The organism is Paraburkholderia strydomiana, from assembly GCF_031456815.1.
GTDB classification, from domain to species: domain Bacteria; phylum Pseudomonadota; class Gammaproteobacteria; order Burkholderiales; family Burkholderiaceae; genus Paraburkholderia; species Paraburkholderia caledonica.
In genome coordinates this window covers 270259-288140 of sequence record NZ_JAVDVL010000007.1, presented here as the reverse complement: position 1 = coordinate 288140, position 17882 = coordinate 270259, and the positions used below count along the sequence as shown (strand labels likewise).

The 17882-nt window shown below is 62.9% G+C and carries 16 protein-coding genes and 1 riboswitch; of the genes, 8 read left to right on the top strand and 8 right to left on the bottom strand.

All coding sequences use genetic code 11. The features are described from left to right. Positions 1-232: 232 nt before the first annotated feature. Complete coding sequence (locus J2W46_RS20775) at positions 233-694, bottom strand: DUF2844 domain-containing protein (protein ID WP_310355795.1); 462 nt, start codon at positions 692-694, stop codon at positions 233-235. Between the two features lie 343 nt (positions 695-1037). On the opposite strand from J2W46_RS20775, the gene bamC reads away from it, so the two are divergent. Next, positions 1038-2270 carry an outer membrane protein assembly factor BamC gene (gene bamC, locus J2W46_RS20770; RefSeq protein ID WP_020065418.1) on the top strand — a complete coding sequence of 411 codons (1233 nt, stop codon included), beginning with the start codon at positions 1038-1040 and terminating at the stop codon, positions 2268-2270. 178 nt (positions 2271-2448) lie between these two features. After that, complete coding sequence (locus J2W46_RS20765) at positions 2449-2604, top strand: hypothetical protein (RefSeq protein ID WP_310355794.1); 156 nt, start codon at positions 2449-2451, stop codon at positions 2602-2604. 158 nt (positions 2605-2762) lie between these two features. On the opposite strand, the gene J2W46_RS20760 is transcribed toward J2W46_RS20765, so the two are convergent. The 6 genes from J2W46_RS20760 to J2W46_RS20735 all read right to left on the bottom strand — a co-directional run bounded on the left by J2W46_RS20760 (position 2763) and on the right by J2W46_RS20735 (position 9817). Continuing rightward, on the bottom strand, positions 2763-3689 hold the full coding sequence (locus J2W46_RS20760; protein WP_088174951.1) for a DMT family transporter: 927 nt from the start codon (positions 3687-3689) through the stop codon (positions 2763-2765). A gap of 250 nt (positions 3690-3939) precedes the next feature. Further along, the gene (locus J2W46_RS20755) at positions 3940-5538 is read right to left on the bottom strand and encodes an L-lactate permease (RefSeq protein ID WP_310355793.1); all 1599 of its coding nucleotides are present in this window, start codon (positions 5536-5538) and stop codon (positions 3940-3942) included. A gap of 265 nt (positions 5539-5803) precedes the next feature. Continuing rightward, the gene (locus tag J2W46_RS20750; protein WP_310355792.1) at positions 5804-6316 is read right to left on the bottom strand and encodes a hypothetical protein; all 513 of its coding nucleotides are present in this window, start codon (positions 6314-6316) and stop codon (positions 5804-5806) included. A 221-nt stretch (positions 6317-6537) separates the two neighbouring features. After that, a complete protein-coding gene (locus J2W46_RS20745; protein WP_020065423.1) occupies positions 6538-6750 on the bottom strand; it encodes a glycine zipper 2TM domain-containing protein in 213 nt (70 codons plus the stop codon). A 265-nt stretch (positions 6751-7015) separates the two neighbouring features. Continuing rightward, positions 7016-8947, bottom strand: a complete 1932-nt coding sequence (gene thiC, locus J2W46_RS20740) for a phosphomethylpyrimidine synthase ThiC (RefSeq protein ID WP_310355790.1) — start codon at positions 8945-8947, stop codon at positions 7016-7018. 91 nt (positions 8948-9038) lie between these two features. Next, a riboswitch (TPP riboswitch) is annotated at positions 9039-9157 on the bottom strand. Between the two features lie 240 nt (positions 9158-9397). Beyond that, positions 9398-9817: a GreA/GreB family elongation factor gene (locus tag J2W46_RS20735; protein ID WP_020065425.1), complete on the bottom strand. Its 420-nt coding sequence runs from the start codon at positions 9815-9817 to the stop codon at positions 9398-9400. A 557-nt stretch (positions 9818-10374) separates the two neighbouring features. On the opposite strand from J2W46_RS20735, the gene J2W46_RS20730 reads away from it, so the two are divergent. The 5 genes from J2W46_RS20730 to J2W46_RS20710 all read left to right on the top strand — a co-directional run bounded on the left by J2W46_RS20730 (position 10375) and on the right by J2W46_RS20710 (position 14429). After that, a complete protein-coding gene (locus J2W46_RS20730) occupies positions 10375-11229 on the top strand; it encodes a DUF1223 domain-containing protein (RefSeq protein ID WP_310355789.1) in 855 nt (284 codons plus the stop codon). Between the two features lie 26 nt (positions 11230-11255). Then, positions 11256-11894 carry a cytochrome b/b6 domain-containing protein gene (locus tag J2W46_RS20725; RefSeq protein ID WP_027775488.1) on the top strand — a complete coding sequence of 213 codons (639 nt, stop codon included), beginning with the start codon at positions 11256-11258 and terminating at the stop codon, positions 11892-11894. A gap of 32 nt (positions 11895-11926) precedes the next feature. Then, positions 11927-12718 (top strand): molybdopterin-dependent oxidoreductase, encoded by a 792-nt coding sequence (locus J2W46_RS20720; RefSeq protein WP_310355787.1) that lies wholly within the window; start codon positions 11927-11929, stop codon positions 12716-12718. A gap of 113 nt (positions 12719-12831) precedes the next feature. Then, positions 12832-13077, top strand: a complete 246-nt coding sequence (locus J2W46_RS20715; protein ID WP_020065429.1) for a pentapeptide MXKDX repeat protein — start codon at positions 12832-12834, stop codon at positions 13075-13077. A gap of 422 nt (positions 13078-13499) precedes the next feature. Further along, the gene (locus J2W46_RS20710; protein ID WP_020065430.1) at positions 13500-14429 is read left to right on the top strand and encodes an EamA family transporter; all 930 of its coding nucleotides are present in this window, start codon (positions 13500-13502) and stop codon (positions 14427-14429) included. 69 nt (positions 14430-14498) lie between these two features. Here the strand turns inward: J2W46_RS20710 and J2W46_RS20705 are convergent, their stop codons facing one another. Beyond that, positions 14499-16532: an NADPH-dependent 2,4-dienoyl-CoA reductase gene (locus tag J2W46_RS20705; protein ID WP_310355786.1), complete on the bottom strand. Its 2034-nt coding sequence runs from the start codon at positions 16530-16532 to the stop codon at positions 14499-14501. A gap of 360 nt (positions 16533-16892) precedes the next feature. Between J2W46_RS20705 and J2W46_RS20700 the strand changes: the two genes are divergently transcribed. Next, a complete protein-coding gene (locus tag J2W46_RS20700; RefSeq protein WP_020065432.1) occupies positions 16893-17687 on the top strand; it encodes a DUF4397 domain-containing protein in 795 nt (264 codons plus the stop codon). Positions 17688-17882 lie beyond the last annotated feature (195 nt).

Genomic DNA, 17882 nt, shown 5'->3' with positions numbered 1-17882 from the left:
TGCGGGCGCGCTCAGGCGAATTGTTGAGGCGCTTCTGGGCGCGGCTTGCCGCAATCGGGTTGAAGGCCGGCGCGAGCGCAGCAACAGGATTTGCGCGGCTGACCATGCGTTGGCCGCGTTGCTTGTCCGGCTCTGTTGGTCTGCCGGCGCCGAAGGGGTTGTCCGATGGTCTTTCGAACTGGAGCAGCACCGATACAAGCGCCGGGCCCATCCGGAAGCGCCTGGACCAGCGTCAGCGTAGGTCGTCGGCAGTGACGCCCGGCGGCAACGCGCCAGGTAGCCATGCGCGGCCCGCATAGCCGCGCATGGGTCCGCCCGATTCCACGATCACGTCCGGCCGCGCGACGCGCGACGCGTGCAGATTGCCGTCGACCGCGGCCGCAGCGCCCGCCCGGTAAGAGCCGGCGTAGTTGCCGAGCAGGGCGACGAGATCGGGCATCGTCGGGCCTTGCCACGTATAGGCGACGATTTCGCCCGTGCTCGTCGCGTATTCGTTGATGGCGGTGTTGCCCGCATCGGTCGATGTACGCAGGCGCAGCGCGCCGTTCAGCAGGCTTTGAGGCGCCGCGGCGTGGCCCGTCGGCTGCAGCGGCATCACACCGCCGAGTTGAGCGCAAGCATGGACACTGACGCACAGCGTCGCGACGGCAATCGCTGACGCGGTAATGACGCGAAAGAAATGGGCTTGGGGCATGACAGTCTCCGTGGCGTGGCGCGTTTGTTGTTCTCGCAAAGTCGATTTGAAGATATCACTCGCGCTTCCTGACGAAGCCTGGCGCCCGTTTCACGGCCCTGTGTTATCGCAAAAGTGATGGGCGTCGAGCCTGCAAAGAGTCTTTGGAAACAATGTTCTGACAGACGCGTCGCATGCACCTGACAGGCCATTCGGAATGTTTGCCGAACGTTAAATATGACGCATGCGGTGAACCCCTCGGGCGGTGCAAACCCCGGTTTTTGCACAGGGCTCGCCGGGATCGGTAAAATATCGGGTTGATCCACGGAAACTTGCCGTGGCGTAGCGGAAGGATTCCCCGAACATGACTGATCTTCGTCTTACCAAGCGGTTTGCAGTAATGCTGATGGCGGGCGGGCTGGTCGCCGGCTGCGGCACGTCGTCGCCGACCAAAGTCGACTACAAGAGCGACTCCAAATCGAAACAGGTGTCACTCGCCGTCCCGCCGAACATGATCGACGAGACGCCCGATCAGCGTTCGCTGCCCCCGCAAGGCGGCGAAACCTCGCTGTCCACGCTGCGTCAGGTTCAGGCCCAGGCGCCCGCGGCCAACACGCTGGCGGTCGTGCCGCCCGTGAGCAACATGCATATCCAGCGCGACGGCACGGAAAGCTGGCTCGTGATCGACGGCAAGGCGCCGGCAGACGCGTGGCCGCAAATCCGCCGGTTCTGGCAGGAGCAGGGTTTCCTGCTCGTGGTCGACCAGCGCGACAAGGGCGTGATGGAAACCGACTGGAACGAAACGCACGCGCAGATCAACGACGGTCTGATCCGCAGCACGCTGTCCAAGGCGCTGGGCAACAGTTACGTTACTTCCGAGCGCAACAAGTACCGCACGCGCCTCGAAGCGGCGCCGAACGGCGGCACGTACGTGTTCATCAGCCAGAAGGGCATGCGCGAGGCGCTGACCGGCACGAACAACGACTCGAGCACGTGGGAGCCGAAGGCGAACGACCCCGGCCTAGAGCAGGAATACCTGAAGCGCTTGATGGCGGCGCTCGCGCTTGCCGATTCGCGCGCGAAGTCGGGCGGCGGCCAGACAGCAGAACTGTCGCCGGCCGGCGCGCAGACCGCGCCTAACGCGGCTACGTCGGGCGCGAAATCGGCGGCTGCGGCCACTGCGGCACAGAATGTCGCCCTTTCGGCACAGCAGCCGGTGCGCGATCCGGACGCGGGGAACGCGTCGGCGCAGTTGTCGTCGAACGAACTGACGCTCGGCGAGCCGTACGACCGTGCATGGCTGCGCGTGGGCCTCGCGCTCGACCGCAGCAATTTCACCGTCGACGACCGCGATCTGAGCCGCGGCCTGTACTTCGTGCGTTACGTCGATCCGAAGGACATGTCGTCGGCCGAGCAGGGCTTCTGGAGCCAGGTATTCCACGGCAAGAAGGAAAAAGTGGCCAAGCAGTATCGCGTGAACGTGCGCGCGCTGACGCCTGACCAGACCCGCGTCGCCGTGGTCGACGACAAAGGTGGTGTCGACGAAAGCCCGCAGGCCACGCAGATCATGACGCTGATGGCCGATCAACTGCACTGACGCGCGCCGCTGCAACTGGCGGCAGGCTGTCTGAAAACCCGTCCGGAACGCCGTTCCCGGGCGGGTTCTTTATTTTGCGACGAATGAGATCACGTTGCCGTCCCGCGAGATGCCGCGTGCACACGTCTTGCTCACGATGAGTGGGCCGGCCTGGATCGGCGCTCAACCGGAGACAGCCATGTTCGACGTGATCCCTTACTGGATGTGGGCGGCGAGCTTGCTCGTTCTCGCGCTCGTGTGCGGTGCGGCCTTGAATCCGCAGGAGTCGCGACGGCCGCGAGCGCTGCGGACGCGTCACGCGGGCACGCTGCGCCCGAGGTGGCCGCTGCGCTGAATTCAAACGGTGGGTGATTGGAGTCAAGCGGGGGCGCGTCGTGTCGCAGGGCAGCGGGCAAGACGCTACCGCTGACCTGATACGAACGGCTCGCGGCGGCGCGCCGCAAGGGTTGCCGTTCGCCTGAATGCCCCTCTGATCGACGCGTTGCGCAATCCTCAGGTATCCGCGCGACGGGTTCCGACCCACGGCAAGCGCTTGATGACGCCCGTTGCCAGCGCCGTACCCACCAGAATCACGCCGCAGCCTTCGAGCATGCCGGCTGAAACGCCTTCGCCGAGAAACAGCGCGCCCCACAGAATGCCGAAGATCGGGATCACGAAGGTGACCGTGATCGCCCGCGCCGGCCCGGCCACCGCGATCAGATGGAAGAACAGCATATAGGCGACGCCGGTGCACGCTACGCCAAGCGCGAGCACTGCGCCCCACGCGTGCAGCGAGATCGGTGCACTCGGCCAGTAGATCACCGCGAGCGGCAACAGAACGATGGTGGCGCCCGTCATCGTGCCGGCGGCCACTGTGAGCGCGTCGACGCCGGTCAGGTAACGTTTCGTGTAATTCGCGGCGATGCCATACAGCAGCGTTGCGCCGAGCGCCGCGCCGGCGGCGAGCGCGGTTGTCAGCGGCGTCGCCGACGCGCTGCCCGGGCTGGCCATCTGATCCCAGACCAGCATCAGCACGCCGAGGAAACCGATCACGAGGCCGAGCGTGCGCAGCGCGCTCAGCCGGTCGCGCAGCCAGAGGAAAGCCACGAGGCCGCCCCACAGCGGTGTCGTTGCGTTGATCACCGACGTCACGCCCGCCGACAGCGTCAACTCCGCATAGGCGAAGAGACAAAAGGGCGCCGCCGAATTCAGAATGCCCACCACGAGCAGCGGAAAAGCGCGCGTGCGCAGGATCGTCGCCGATTGTTGCAACGGGCGGCGCGCGAGCAGCACGGCGATCAGGAAGGCCGCACCGATGCCGACGCGCAGCGCCATCAGCGGCGCAACGCCAAAGTCGGTTACGCCGACGCGAATAAACAGGAACGACGCGCCCCACAGGGCCGCGAGGATCAGCAACTGGACGATATTTTTGGCATTCATTGTGATGGCGTCGCGCGCGGTTGAGTCGAGACGCCTGCGCATCGTATCAGCGCGAGAAGACGAAACGTTTCAGCGTGGAATGAAATGGCAAGATTCGGGAGAGGGCGTCTGACACACGTGATCGTAAGCGTGGCGGGAAGCCGCGCAAAGCGAGCAATTCTCACGCTGATGTGAGAAAAATTGCGATTTCACGACGCGAGGGAGAGGCGCGGGCGCGCCAAGCCAGCGCGCCCGCCACCTCAACGCTGGTTCAGTGCGGAATCATTCCCTGAAGGACATTCTGCTGCAGCCAGACCAGAATGCCGAGCAGCACGGTCAACAGAATCGAATGCTTGAACGTCTTGGCGAATACCACGCCTTCCTTGCCTTTGAGGTCCGTCGTTGCCACGCCTGTCGAGATATTTTGCGGCGAGATCATCTTGCCCATCACGCCGCCCGAGGAGTTCGTCGCCGCCATCAGAACGGGGTTCAGGTTCAACTGATTGGCCGCAACCACTTGCAGGTTGCCGAACAGCGCATTGCCCGACGTATCGCTGCCGGACAGGAATACCGCGACCCAGCCGAGGAACGCCGACACCAGCGGGAAGAACGGTCCGACCGACGCGACCCCGAGCCCGAGCGTGTACGTGAGCCCCGAGTAGTTCATCAGATAGGCGAGCCCGACGATGGTCGCGACTGTGAGAATCGCGATGCGCGTCTGCACCCACGTATCGACGATCGCCGCGCCGAAATCACGCGCGCTGAGTCCGACCACCAGACTCGTGATGATCGCGGCGACCAGAATCGCCGTGCCGGTGGCGAGCGGCTGGAAGTCCCAGATCGCGCCGTACGGTGTGTTGTACAAGGTGATGAACACCGCCTTATCGAGGCCCGGCCAAGGCACTTTGACGTCGCCGATCAGAAATATTTTCGCCACGGTCCAGACGATCACGACTACGGACACGATGATCCACGGATACCAGCCCTGGCTGCCGCCGATCTTGCCGCGCACTTCGCCGACGCGGTCGATATTCACCGCAAACGCGGGATCGACGGCCGGTTTCCATACGCGCAGAAACGCGATCGTGACGACGAGCGACACCATCGACGACAACACGTCGGTCAGGCTGTAATTGACGTAGTTCGACGCGACGAACTGCGTGAGCGCGAAACTGGCGCCTGAAACCAGCAGCACCGGCCAGACGCGCACCATGTTGCGAAAGCCGGCATAGACGGCGATCACGTAGAACGGCAACAGCAAGGCGAAGAACGGCAACTGGCGGCCGACCATTTTTGCGAGCGAATCGGCGGGCAGATGCGTGACTGCGCCGAGCACCGTGATCGGCACGCCGAGCGCACCGAATGCCACGGGCGCCGTGTTGAAAATCAGCGTGAAGGTGAGTGCTTCGAGCGTCGGAAAACCGAGCAGGATCAGCAGCGAACTCGTGATTGCGACCGGCGTGCCGAAGCCCGAAATTCCCTCCAGCAACGCGCCGAACGAAAAGCCCACCACGACCAGCACGACGCGTCGGTCGTTCGGCAGGTTGTCGATCATCCACATGCGAAAGGCCGCGAAGCGGCCGGAGCGTTGTGCGATGTTGTATAGCAGGATCGCGGTGAACACGATCCACATGACCGGCCAGCACGCGAACACGACGCCAGCGGCGACGGAGTCCAGCGCGAGCCTCACTGGAAACTGCCACACGGCAATCGCGACGATGAGGCCGACGATCAGCCCCGCGAGCGACGCCTGCCATGCAGGCCGGCGCGCCCAGCCGAGCAGCAACAGCACGACGATGATCGGCAATGCCGCGACGAGGAACGACGGAAGCAGGGAATTGCCGACTGGAGTGAGTAGTTGATGAAACATCACGTCTCCTTCGTTGTTGTTCGAAATCGACGCGTGACTGCGAATGACGGGACGCGTCGCTCCTGCAGGACGGATGAGCGCCGCCCGCGCAGAAAACCACCGGTCGGCTCGCTTTTAAACGGTTACTGTGTGCGGCTTAACCAAGCATAGAGCCCGAGGCTCTCACGTCAAGAAGGGAAACTACGGGAGCAATCGGAAGCTTGTCGCCCTGAGTCGTGCCGGCGGCGCGCGCCGGCAAGAATCACTTCGCTCAACCTCAAGTCGTTCAATGATGGTAGCCGTGGCCATGGCCATGTCCGCCCGACCACCAGCCGAAGCCGATCGACACAGACGGACCGTACCAGCCAGGATAGCCGTAGCCGTACCAGGGCGGATAAACCGGCGGCGGATAATACGCGGGATAAGCGGGCGCGACGTACACCGGCGGTTGCGCGACCACATAGGTGGCAGGCGGGTACGACGAGCCTGGCTGCTGCTCGACCTGTTGTCCTTGCATTGCTTGCTGCCCGGCCTGCGGATCGGTGCCCGTGCCGCCCACCGTGCCCACCGGCACTTCTCGCTGTGCCGCGCTGGCTGGGACGGTCGCGTAATACGCAGGGTAGTAGCCCGGATAGTAACCGTATGGGTAATAGCAGCCCGACAGCACCACTGCGCCAGCGGCGCCGCAGAGCGCTAGCCGGACGCGGCCGATGTAACCGCTGGTAGAAATACGTTGGCGCGTGCGGAGCCGCGACAGCATGTAAACGGAATGAGAAGAGTCAACCAGGCGGGACTTCATGACGAGCTCCGGTGTGCAGGCAACTTGCGAGCGACGCAGCCGACGCCTTCGTCGGTACGTCATTGCACGAGCTTACGCTCACGCGGCGCAAAGAGGATTGCAAAACCGTAACGGCGTATTTCGCCTCGTTTTACGGCTTTTCCCGGCGCACGTCTTGTCAGCGGAAAGCGAGCAGGGCATTGCACCCGGGCTCGCGTTTCACCGCTGAGGAGTAACGAAGCTTACTTGCCGACCTGATTACCAATCACGCCGCCCACGGCCGCGCCGCCGAGCGTGGAAAGCGCACTGCCTCCAATGACCGCACCCGCGGCACCGCCGACGCCCGCGCCGATTGCGGTATCCCGTTGCCGCGTACTCATTCCCTCGCAGGCCGAAAGACTCGCGACAACCGCGACGATCATCGCGAGCGAACCCAATTTACGAATCGATTTCATGATGCTCACTCCCTTTGTTGTGATTGGAAGCCGCCTGTCGTATTGCGTTCCTGAATTGATCTTATCGCTGTGGACAGTTTCCAGATGTATGAGGTTGTCAGCAGACTGACGGTTTCGTAATCAAATGTTTCCCAACGCGTAGCAGGAGCCGTACCTGAACAGCAGGCGAAAAAAAGCCCGCCAATGGCGGGCTTTGTGTTGCTAGACGTTGCGCGCGCATCGAAATGCGCGCGCGGCTGTCACCGGTGCGAGAACCGCGTGGCTTTTACTGCCGCTGATAGATCTCGGCGCCTTTCTTCATGAACTCGATGGATTTCACTTCCATGCCTTTTTTCAGCGCTTCGTCGTCGGTGACGCCCTGTTGCGCCGCGAATTCGCGCACGTCCTGCGTGATCTTCATCGAGCAGAAATGCGGACCGCACATCGAGCAGAAATGCGCGACCTTTGCGGAATCCTTCGGCAGCGTTTCGTCGTGGAATTCGCGTGCCTTATCCGGATCGAGACCGAGGTTGAACTGATCTTCCCAACGGAATTCGAAGCGCGCCTTGCTCAATGCATTGTCACGCACCTGCGCGCCCGGATGGCCCTTCGCCAGATCCGCGGCGTGCGCGGCGAGCTTGTACGTGATGATGCCGGTCTTCACGTCGTCCTTGTTCGGCAAGCCCAGGTGTTCCTTCGGCGTCACGTAGCAGAGCATGGCGGTGCCGAACCAGCCGATCATTGCCGCGCCGATGCCCGACGTGATGTGATCGTAACCGGGAGCGATGTCGGTGGTGAGCGGCCCGAGCGTGTAGAACGGCGCTTCGTCACACCATTCGAGTTGCAGGTCCATGTTCTCCTTGATCAACTGCATCGGCACGTGGCCGGGGCCTTCGATCATCGTCTGCACGTCGTGCTTCCATGCGATCTGCGTAAGCTCGCCGAGCGTCTTCAATTCGCCGAGTTGCGCTTCGTCGTTCGCGTCGTAAATCGAGCCGGGACGCAGGCCGTCGCCGAGCGAGAAGGCCACGTCATACGCCTTCATGATTTCGCAGATGTCTTCGAAATGCTCGTACAGGAAGCTTTCCTTGTGATGCGCGAGGCACCACTTCGCCATGATCGAGCCGCCGCGCGACACGATACCGGTCATGCGCTTGGCGGTGAGCGGCACATACTGCAAACGCACGCCGGCATGAATCGTGAAGTAATCGACGCCTTGTTCGGCCTGTTCGATCAGCGTATCGCGGAAGATCTCCCACGTCAGGTCCTCGGCCTTGCCGTTGACCTTTTCGAGCGCCTGATAGATCGGCACCGTGCCGATCGGCACCGGCGAATTGCGGATGATCCACTCGCGCGTTTCGTGAATGTGTTTGCCGGTCGACAGATCCATCACCGTGTCGCCGCCCCAGCGGATCGCCCACGTCATCTTGTCGACTTCCTCGCCGATCGAAGATGTCACCGCCGAGTTGCCGATGTTCGCGTTCACCTTCACGAGGAAGTTGCGGCCGATGATCATCGGCTCGCTTTCCGGGTGATTGATGTTGTTCGGGATGATCGCGCGGCCGCGCGCAACTTCGTCGCGCACGAATTCCGGCGTGATTTCGGTGAGGCCGTTCGGACCAAAAGCGCTCGCACCGAACGCCTGGCCCGGATGCTGACGGCCCATCATCGCGGCGAGCTTTTCGCCGTTCGGACCGCTCGTCTTCAGCGTCTCGAGATATTCCGCGCGGCGCTGGTTCTCGCGAATCGCGATGTACTCCATTTCCGGCGTAATGATGCCTTTGCGCGCGTAGTGCATCTGCGACACGTTCTTGCCGGGCATCGCACGGCGCGGCGTGCGGTGCAGGCCTTGAAAGCGCAATTCGGCAGTCGCGGGATCGGCGGCGCGCTCGCGGCCGTAGTCGCTCGTGAGGCCGGAGAGCGGTTCCGTGTCGCCGCGTTCTTCGATCCAGCGCTGACGCAGCGCGGGCAGGCCGGCGCGGATGTCGATCTTCGCTTCGGGATCGGAGTAGGGACCCGACGTATCGTAGACGTACACGGGCGGATTCTTTTCGCCGCCGAAGCTGTCTGGCGTGTCGGATTGCGTGATTTCGCGCATCGGCACATGGATGTCGGGGCGCGAGCCGGTCACGTAGACCTTGCGGGAGTTCGGCAGCGGCGCGACGGCGGCTTCGTCGACGTGGGCGTCGGCGGAAAGAAACTTCGGGTTGGCGTTCATGCGTGTTCTCCGTCAAAGCAATGTGGGCCGCTAAGCAGGAGACGAGACGGAAGTAGTCGGAATTCGCGAGAGATGAGGCACAAGGGCTGGAGTGCGAAATCCGTACGCTTCCCTGCGCTGGCATTATCCAGATCAGGTTCAAAGGGTATTTCTCACCCACGTGGCACGGACCTCCAACTCCCGTGCATCGCAGGACCCCCGCGTTAGCAGCGCACACGATACACCGGGCGGGCGCCGCTTGGCAACCCGTCTGCAATGCTGTGTGCGATCGGTATGGGCGTCTTGCGTGAGGCGCAGCGCCCTTGTGGGCCGAGGCTATCTGCGGGAGCGAAAGCGCAAGACGCCGCATCGCGTTGCAGCCCGCCGATCCGCTATTTGCGCACTATCCTTGTATTGACGGGCGCGCCGCGTATGACGCGCTGCAGCACTAATGCCGCGCGGCCTGTTTGCCTACAGCGTGAAATCGTCCGAGGCTTCGGGCTGGTACAGGATCTTTTCCAGCTTCAGCACCTTTTCGGCACCGCTTGGCGGCACGAAGCGAATCTGCTCGCCGCGTTTCGCGCCGAGAAGCGCAAGGCCGACTGGCGAGAACACATTCAGGCGGCCATGCGCGAAGTCGGCGTCGGGGGGATAGACGACGGTCCAGGTCATGTGCTCACCGCTGCTTTCGTCGACGAGCGTCGCCTGCGAGTTCATCGTGACCACGTTGGCCGGAATCTCGCGCGAATCGACGATAACCGCGCGCTCCAGTACGTCGTCGAGCATGTCGTGCAAACGTGCGTCCGCGCCGGGTGCAGCGGCGTGCTTCTCAAGACGGGCGACGTCGAGTTCGGTGAGGTAACACTGCTTGGTCCTTCTGGTCGTTTTCACGGCGGCTACTCCAATTCGATCTGCAATATGGCTGCAATCTGTGTGAGGAAACATCATGCGGATGTGATCGGCCCGGCGCCCCGAAAGTCCCCTTGGGGACGACGCGGCTTCAGGCAAGGAAGCGAGCTGCGTCAGGTGGGGCGCCGGGCGGCGAGAAGCGGAAGCGTTTCTGGCGGAAGCGTTCGCGACGGCTCGTCGGCGGAATGCGGCGCGAACTGCACGCGCGCGCATCCACTTGCGCGGCGGGGGCGCAAGCGGGTGTGGGCGCGTGAAGTCGGAGAACGCATTGAAGGGCCGGCAGTTGTCGAGTGAAGATGAGCGACGCGCCGCTTGTAGCTGACGATGACTGTGGTGACAGCAAGCGGCGCAGTGATTAAGGGCATGTTAGCACGGCGTCTTTCAACGACCTTCGCGAACATTTCGCCGCTGTAAGTCGGGCCGCGCCAAACGGTGATGCGATGAACACGCGTGCAAACGTCAGGCAAAAAAATTTGCGGGGGGCTGTCATAACCTGCTGCGCGCATCGACAAACGTGCAGATCCCGATAGGAGCAGGTCATGCAATCAATCGTCATGCGCCGCGCACGCCGACCGTTCGTTCGAGCCGTCGCAGTTCTCAGTGCAATAGCAATGTTGTCCGCGAGCGGTCTGGCAAATGCAGCCGGCGCGATGTGCAGCGCGCGCAGTCCAGCGCATCGCGTTGCACTCGTCGAGTTGTACAGCAGCGAAGGGTGCAATAGCTGTCCGCCCGCCGACCAGTGGCTCAGCCAATGGAAGCACAGCGGTTCAACGCAAAGCATCGTGCCTCTGGCGCTGCACGTCGACTACTGGAACAGCCTCGGTTGGACGGATCGCTTCTCGCAGCACCGCTTCACCGAACGTCAGCAGACGCTCACCGATCTTGCGGGCGGTCACACCATCTACACGCCTGAAGTTTTCGTGGCGGGGCGGGAGTTGCGAAGCTGGTCGCAACGCGACAGTTTCGAAGGTCGCGTCGGCAAGCTCGTGGCTGAGCCGGCACGAGCGAATGTCGCCCTCGAATTGAAGCCGCAGACGGGCGGCGCATTCAACGTCGCAGCGCGCTTTGACAGCAAGACTGCCGATACCGCCGGGCCGCTCGATGCCTACGTCGCGGTGTACGAAAACTCGCTGAGCTCGCAGGTCGGCGCCGGCGAAAACCGCGGCGCGACATTGCATCACGAACGAGTGGTGCGGCAATGGATCGGGCCGGTGCCGCTCGTCGGCGGCAATGCGCAGATCAGTCGCGACATTCGTTTCGACGATGCCGATACCAATGCCGATACGAACAAGAACGCGAACGCGTCGGCCGACAGATTCGGCGTAGTCGCTTTTGTCCAGAACGCAGCAACCGGCGACGTGCTGCAGGTGGCCGAACTGGCCGCCTGCCATTGAGCTCGCGTCAATCAACGGAGATTCCCATGGCAACGCCTCATGTTGTTCGCGACAGCGCACCGCCTGCCGCGCCCTCCAGCGGCGTGATACATCCGGTATGGGTGCGCATCACGCATTGGCTCAACGCACTCGCGGCGATCGTCATGATGCTGTCGGGATGGCGCATTTACGACGCGTCGCCGGTCTTTCCCGCGTTTCGTTTTCCGACGGAAATCACGCTCGGCGGTTGGCTCGGCGGCGCATTGCAATGGCATTTCGCAGCGATGTGGCTGCTGGTTTTCAACGGCCTCGCGTATCTCGCGCTGAACCTTGCGACCGGACGTTTCTTCCGCAAGTTTTTGCCGGTCTCGCCGCGCGCGGTGTTGCACGATTTCATCGCCGCGTTGACCGGCAAGCTGTCGCACGCGGACTTGCGGGTCTACAACGCGGTGCAGAAATTCGCCTACCTGTTCGTCGTTCTCGATCTGCTCGTGCTTGTGCTGTCTGGGCTCGCGATCTGGAAGTCGGTGCAGTTCCCGCTGCTGCGCGAGTTGATGGGCGGCTACGACAACGCCCGCATCGTCCACTTCTGCGCGATGGCGCTGATGGCCGCGTTCATCGTCGTTCATCTGGCGATGGTTGCGCTCGTGCCTCGCTCGCTGCTTGCCATGTTGCGCGGTCGATAAATGCTTCGCGCGAATGTTACGGATACCGAATCATGAACAAGCTCATTAAAAACGCTGCGACGAATGTCGCTGGCAAACTGGACCGCGAGTCGATCCTGATCGACGTCAGGCGCGAGCTTTCGATGCCGTCGCGGCGACTCTTCGGCAAGCAGCTACTGTCGCTCGGCGGATTGTCGATGCTGACCGGCTGCTCGCTGACCGACGACGAATCGGTCAACAAGTTTCTCACTGCCGTCTCGCGCCTGAACGATCGCGCACAAGCCGCGCTGTTCGATCCTAGGCAACTGGCGCCTACATACACCGAAGCGCAGATCACTCGGCCGTTTCCGTTCAATGCCTACTACGGTGTCGACGAGGTGCCGCAGGTCGACGCTTCCGGCTACAAACTGAAAATCAGCGGCCTCGTGACCGGCCAGCGCGTCTGGAGCTTGCCCGAGTTGTATGCGCTGCCGCACGAGGAGCAGATCACACGGCATATCTGCGTGGAAGGGTGGAGCGCGATAGGTCGTTGGGGCGGCACGCCGTTCGGCGATTTTCTGCGTCGCATCGGCGCGGACACGAGTGCGAAGTACGTCGGCTTCAAATGCGCGGACGACTACTACGAAAGCATCGACATGCCCACCGCGCTGCATCCGCAGACGCTGCTCACGTTTTCGTACGACGGCGAGCGCCTGCCCGCGAAATACGGCTTCCCGATGAAGCTGCGCATGCCGACCAAGCTCGGCTACAAGAACCCGAAGCACATCGTCGAGATGTTCGTCACCAACACGTATCCTGGCGGCTATTGGGTCGACCAGGGCTACAACTGGTTCGGAGGCTCCTGACGCGCGCGGGTCGCCGCATGCGCCGCGCGCATGCGCGACCCCGGGCGGCAGAAGCTTCGGAAATACGCCGGCTACGGCCGGTTCGATTGATCCACAACAAACGGAGTTATCCCATGAAGAAATTTGCAATCGCAGCAGTGGCCGTCACCTTTCTGATGAGCGGCGGCGCCGCATTCGCGCAGGCAAGCGGCGCGATGTCCAACGATTCGATGTCGCATGATTCGATGTCGAAAGATTCCATGTCCAAGGACGGCATGTCGAAAGACCACATGAAGAAGGACACAATGAAGCACGACAAGATGAAAAAAGGCGACGCAATGGGCATGAAACACGAGGCGTCGGGCGCGATGAGCAACTAGGCGGGCCGCCGAAGCCGCATATCTGCGTGCCGGGTGCGGCTTGCGCCGCCCGGGTGGTTCCGATGCACGTTGCATGAAGCGGCGCCTGGCGCTCAAATCCAGACAAAAAGCCGGGGTGCGGTTACGCCCCGGCTTTTTGTTGCATGCGCACCAAAAGTTACGATTCTTTCGCATGGCGCGGTGGGCGCTTACTGCATAATGCGATGCGCGCCACGAATTCGGCGCGTGTCAGCCGCGAATCCGCCAGAGCCACCGCTCGACCGGCGCGGCGTTGCATGTCCCGTCTGGCTTTCTCTGTTAGCCAACCTTCGTACTTCGCTCCACCATCATGTCTGCCAGCCTCGCCCGCCTGACCGCATCGCCGATGCGGTGTCCGCCGTCCCCCCAGCGGGCGCCTCGAACGGCATGGGCGGGTTGAAACGATGTCGCTGGAACTTCCAAGCCGGTTTTCTCGTGGTTTCCCGATCCGTCTGCCGCAGTCGCGCAACGGGCAGATCGCGCTCGCGCTCGGCGTCGTTTATGTGGTGTGGGGCTCGACCTATCTTGCAGTCCATGTTGCGCTAGGCTCGTTTCCGCCGTTGCTGATGTCCGGCCTGCGCAATCTTTTCGCGGGCGTCGGGCTGTTCGTTTTCGCGGCTCGCCGCAATCCGGTTTGGCCGAGCGCGGCGGAGATCCGCAACGCCGGCCTCGTCGGTACGATGCTGGTCGGGCTGTCGAGCGGCATGCTGGCGTACGGCATGCGCACGGTCGGCACGGGCACAGCCGCGGTAATGGTCGCGACCGTGCCGCTCTTTGCGACGGTGATCGCTGCCGTGGCGGGACGCAAGATCGGCAAAGGCGAGTGGTTCGCGGTCGGGCTCGGGCTGGTCGGTATCGCGATCCTGAGCCATGGCGACAGTGCGCCCGGTTCGGCGGGCGGCAGTCTCGCGATTCTATGCGGGGCGCTCTTCTGGGCGGGCGGCGCGCATCTCGCGGGGCGTCTTAAGCTGCCGTCGGACCTGTTTTTGTCCACGTCGCTGCAGATCGGCCTTGGCGGCGCAATGTCGACCATGGTCGCCTGGGTTTCGGGCGAGCGCATGCTCGAAGTGCATTTCCTCCCGCTGCTCGCGTTCGTCTATCTGATGCTGATCGGGACCATGGCCGCCTACGTCGCCTACGGTTTTCTCATACGGCATACGAGCCCGATCATTGCGAGCAGTTGCATGTACGTGAATCCGGTGGTTGCGGTGGCGCTCGGCGCGTTGCTGCTCGGCGAGCCCGTTACGCACTCGACGGTGATCGCGACTGTCGTGATCCTGGTCAGCGTGGGCTTGTCTTTCTGGCTCGATTATCGGAAGAAAGGGCTCGCCTGAAAGGCGACGCCTGCGGCGGTACGAGCTGGGCGCGCACGCGACTCCGCCGATTCCCGTAGATGCCCTGCGTCAAAGCCGTGCGGCCAGTTCCGCGCCTTCGCGGATTGCGCGCTTGGCATCAAGCTCGGTGGCGAGCGCCGCGCCGCCAACTACGTGATAGCGTGGGCCGCCTGCATCCGCCGGGTCCCGTGGATGCAGATCGCGCAGCGATTCCTGTCCTGCACACACGACGATGTTGTCGACCTCCAGCCATTCTTCGACGCCGCCATGCGCGATCTTCAAACCGCGCTCGCTGATTTCCAGGTACGACACCCCGGCCAGCATCTTCACGCCGTTCCGCGCGAGCGTCGCTCGATGCACCCAGCCCGAAGTCTTGCCGAGCCCCGTGCCGAGCTTGCCCGCTTTGCGTTGCAACAGCCAGATTTGCCGGATCGGCCTAGCCGCAGCGGGCGGCTTCAAGCCGCCGCGTTCGCGCACGGAAAGATCGACACCCCATTCGTCTAGCCACGCGTCGCGCGGCATCGGCAAAGGCTCGCCAGTGGGATGCAGCAGGAATTCGCTGACGTCGAAGCCGATGCCTCCCGCGCCGATCACGGCGACGCGGCGTCCCACAGGCGCGCCGCGCAGCACATCCACATATGACAGAACATTGGGCAGATGGATGCCCGCGATTGCGGGCCGACGCGGCACGATGCCGGTCGCGATCACGATGTCGTCGTAAGCGCCGGCGGCGAGGAGCGCTGGGTCGACGCGCGTACCGAGCCGCACGTCGACGCAATGCCGTTCCAGCTGGCTTTGGAAATAGCGGATCGTCTCGCTGAATTCTTCCTTGCCCGGCACGCGCATGGCCAGATTGAACTGGCCGCCGATCGTTGCGGCTGCATCGAACAAGGTCACGCGATGTCCGCGCGACGCTGCAACCGTCGCCGCCGACAGCCCCGCCGGTCCCGCACCGACGACCGCCACAGTCCGCACGAGTTGGGGACCCGCGAGCGGTCGATACACCAGCTCGGTTTCGCGCCCCGCGCGCGGATTGACGAGGCAGGTTGCGCGCTGATTCCTGAACGTATGATCGAGACACGCCTGATTGCACGCAATACAGGTGTTGATTTCGTGCGCGCGTCCTTCGGCGGTTTTCAGCACGAACTCCGGATCGGCGAGCAGCGGTCTTGCCATCGAGACCAGATCGCCGGCGCCGTCGGCGATCAATGCCTCCGCGACCTCTGGCGTGTTGATGCGGTTCGAGACGATCACCGGCACCTTCACCGCCGCCTTCAGTCGCGCGCTCAGCGCGGCGAACGCGGCGCGCGGCACCGAGGTGACGATGGTCGGCACGCGCGCCTCGTGCCAGCCGATGCCGGTGTTGAACATCGTCACGCCCGCTGCTTCAAGCGCCTGCGCGACGTGCACGGTTTCATCCCACGTATTGCCGCCTTCCACCAGATCGATCAGCGAGAGCCGGTACACGACGATAAAGCGCTTCCCGCAAACCTCGCGAACCCGCTCGACGATCTCGCGCGCGATCCGCATGCGGTTCTCGATGCCGCCGCCGTAGCGGTCCGTGCGCCGGTTGGTGCGCGGGCAAAGGAACTGGTTGAGCAGGTAGCCTTCGCTGCCCATGATTTCGATGCCGTCATAGCCCGCGCGTTGAGCGAGCTTCGCGCAGCGCGCGTAGTCGCGCACCGTCTTCGTAATGCCGGCAATGCTGAGCGCGCGCGGCTTGAACTTCGAGATCGGCGACTTCAAAGCCGATGCCGACACAACTAGCGGCTGATACCCGTAACGCCCCGCGTGCAGGATCTGCAGCGCGATCTTGCCGCCTTCTTCGTGAACCGCTTGCGTGAGCAGCCGATGATTGCGCAGATCGAATACCGAGTTGAGCGTGCCGCCGAACGGCAGCAGCCATCCTTCGCGATTCGGCGAGATGCCGCCGGTGACGATCAGACCAACGCCGCCCTTCGCTCGCTCACGGAAGTACGCGGCCAGCTTTGGATAATTCCAGAAGCGGTCTTCCATGCCGGTATGCATGGAGCCCATCACAACGCGATTGCGCAGGCGGGTGAAACCGAGGTCCAGCTCCGCGAGTAAGTGTTGGTAAGACATACAGGCTGCCGTTGTAAGTATGGGATGCGCACGAACGATACACCGCGCGCTCGCGACCACCATCTGAGGAAAGCTTCTAATGCTCGCAAGATGTTGCCCGGTAAGACATTGTCACGCCTCGATAAGCCAAATCGATGGTTGCGGCACAGCCATTGCTCATTGCGAGCGTCCATCGAATGGACCGCGCGGCGCCCTGAAAAGGCGTAATGCGCGCAGGGATAGGAGGGAGTGCTTCGCGAAGGACAGCCGGACCGGGACCGTTCGAACAACGCATCGAACACGGTTTCAGATGGCACTGTCTTTAAGCGTGCGCCCGCATATGAATGGGCGGAGAGCCCGACATCGATATAGGTGAACACAATGAAACTGATCCGAACCATGGCGGCCGTGATCGCCGTTGCTTCTGTCCTGAGCGCGTGCGGCGGGGGCTCCGACGACGTAGGCAAGGAGCTTGGCCTGACGAACCCGCAAATCCATTTCGTGCATGCGATCCCGAGCGGACCGGCCGTGGATTTTCTCGTGAACGGCACCGCACCGTCGGGACAGACGAATGTCTCGTATAAGGGCGTGACGAACTTCACGAACATCAACACCGGCTCGACGAACGTGGGTTATGCGGCAACCGGCACGACGACCGCGCTCGCAAGCGGCAACTTCCCGAACGTCGCGAAGGGCCACGAATATACGGTGCTCGCGTTGCCGGGCGCGGCGGCAGCCGACATCGGTCTGATCGACGATCCGTTCGACAAGGGTCTGCTTTCGAACAGCGCGCGTGTGCGGGGCTTCAACGCATCGGGCAATGCACCGAACCTCGACCTCTATCTGGTCCAGTCGACCAACACGAACATCAGCAACGTAGCCCCGACGATGTCCGGCTTGTCGTTCAAGAACGCGGTGCCGGCAAGCGGCCAGGATTCCATCTACGTGTCGGGCGGCCAGTATGTGCTGATCGCGACGGCGGCCGGCAGCAAGACGCCGATCTATCAGTCGCAGTCGTTCACGTTGTCGAACAACGCTGACTGGCTGATCACGTCGGTGCCGATCGGCGGCGCGCTGAGCCAACTGGCGGTGGGACAGATCCATCTGCTCGTCGTGCAGAACGGCAACACGAACACGCCGAGCGTCGAATTGTCGAACACGCTGACGGGCGCATAAGTTCGCTAGAGAGCGTGCGCGCATTGCAGCGCACGCGATAGCGGCAAGTCCTGGGGAGGACGGGGCGGCGATCCACGCATGTGGGTCGCCGCTTTGTTTTGTGCGCAAGCATTCGATACATGCATTCGATACCCGCACCCGGACATGACCGCGCTCAACAACGTTCAACAACGTTCAACAAAAAAACCCGCTGCG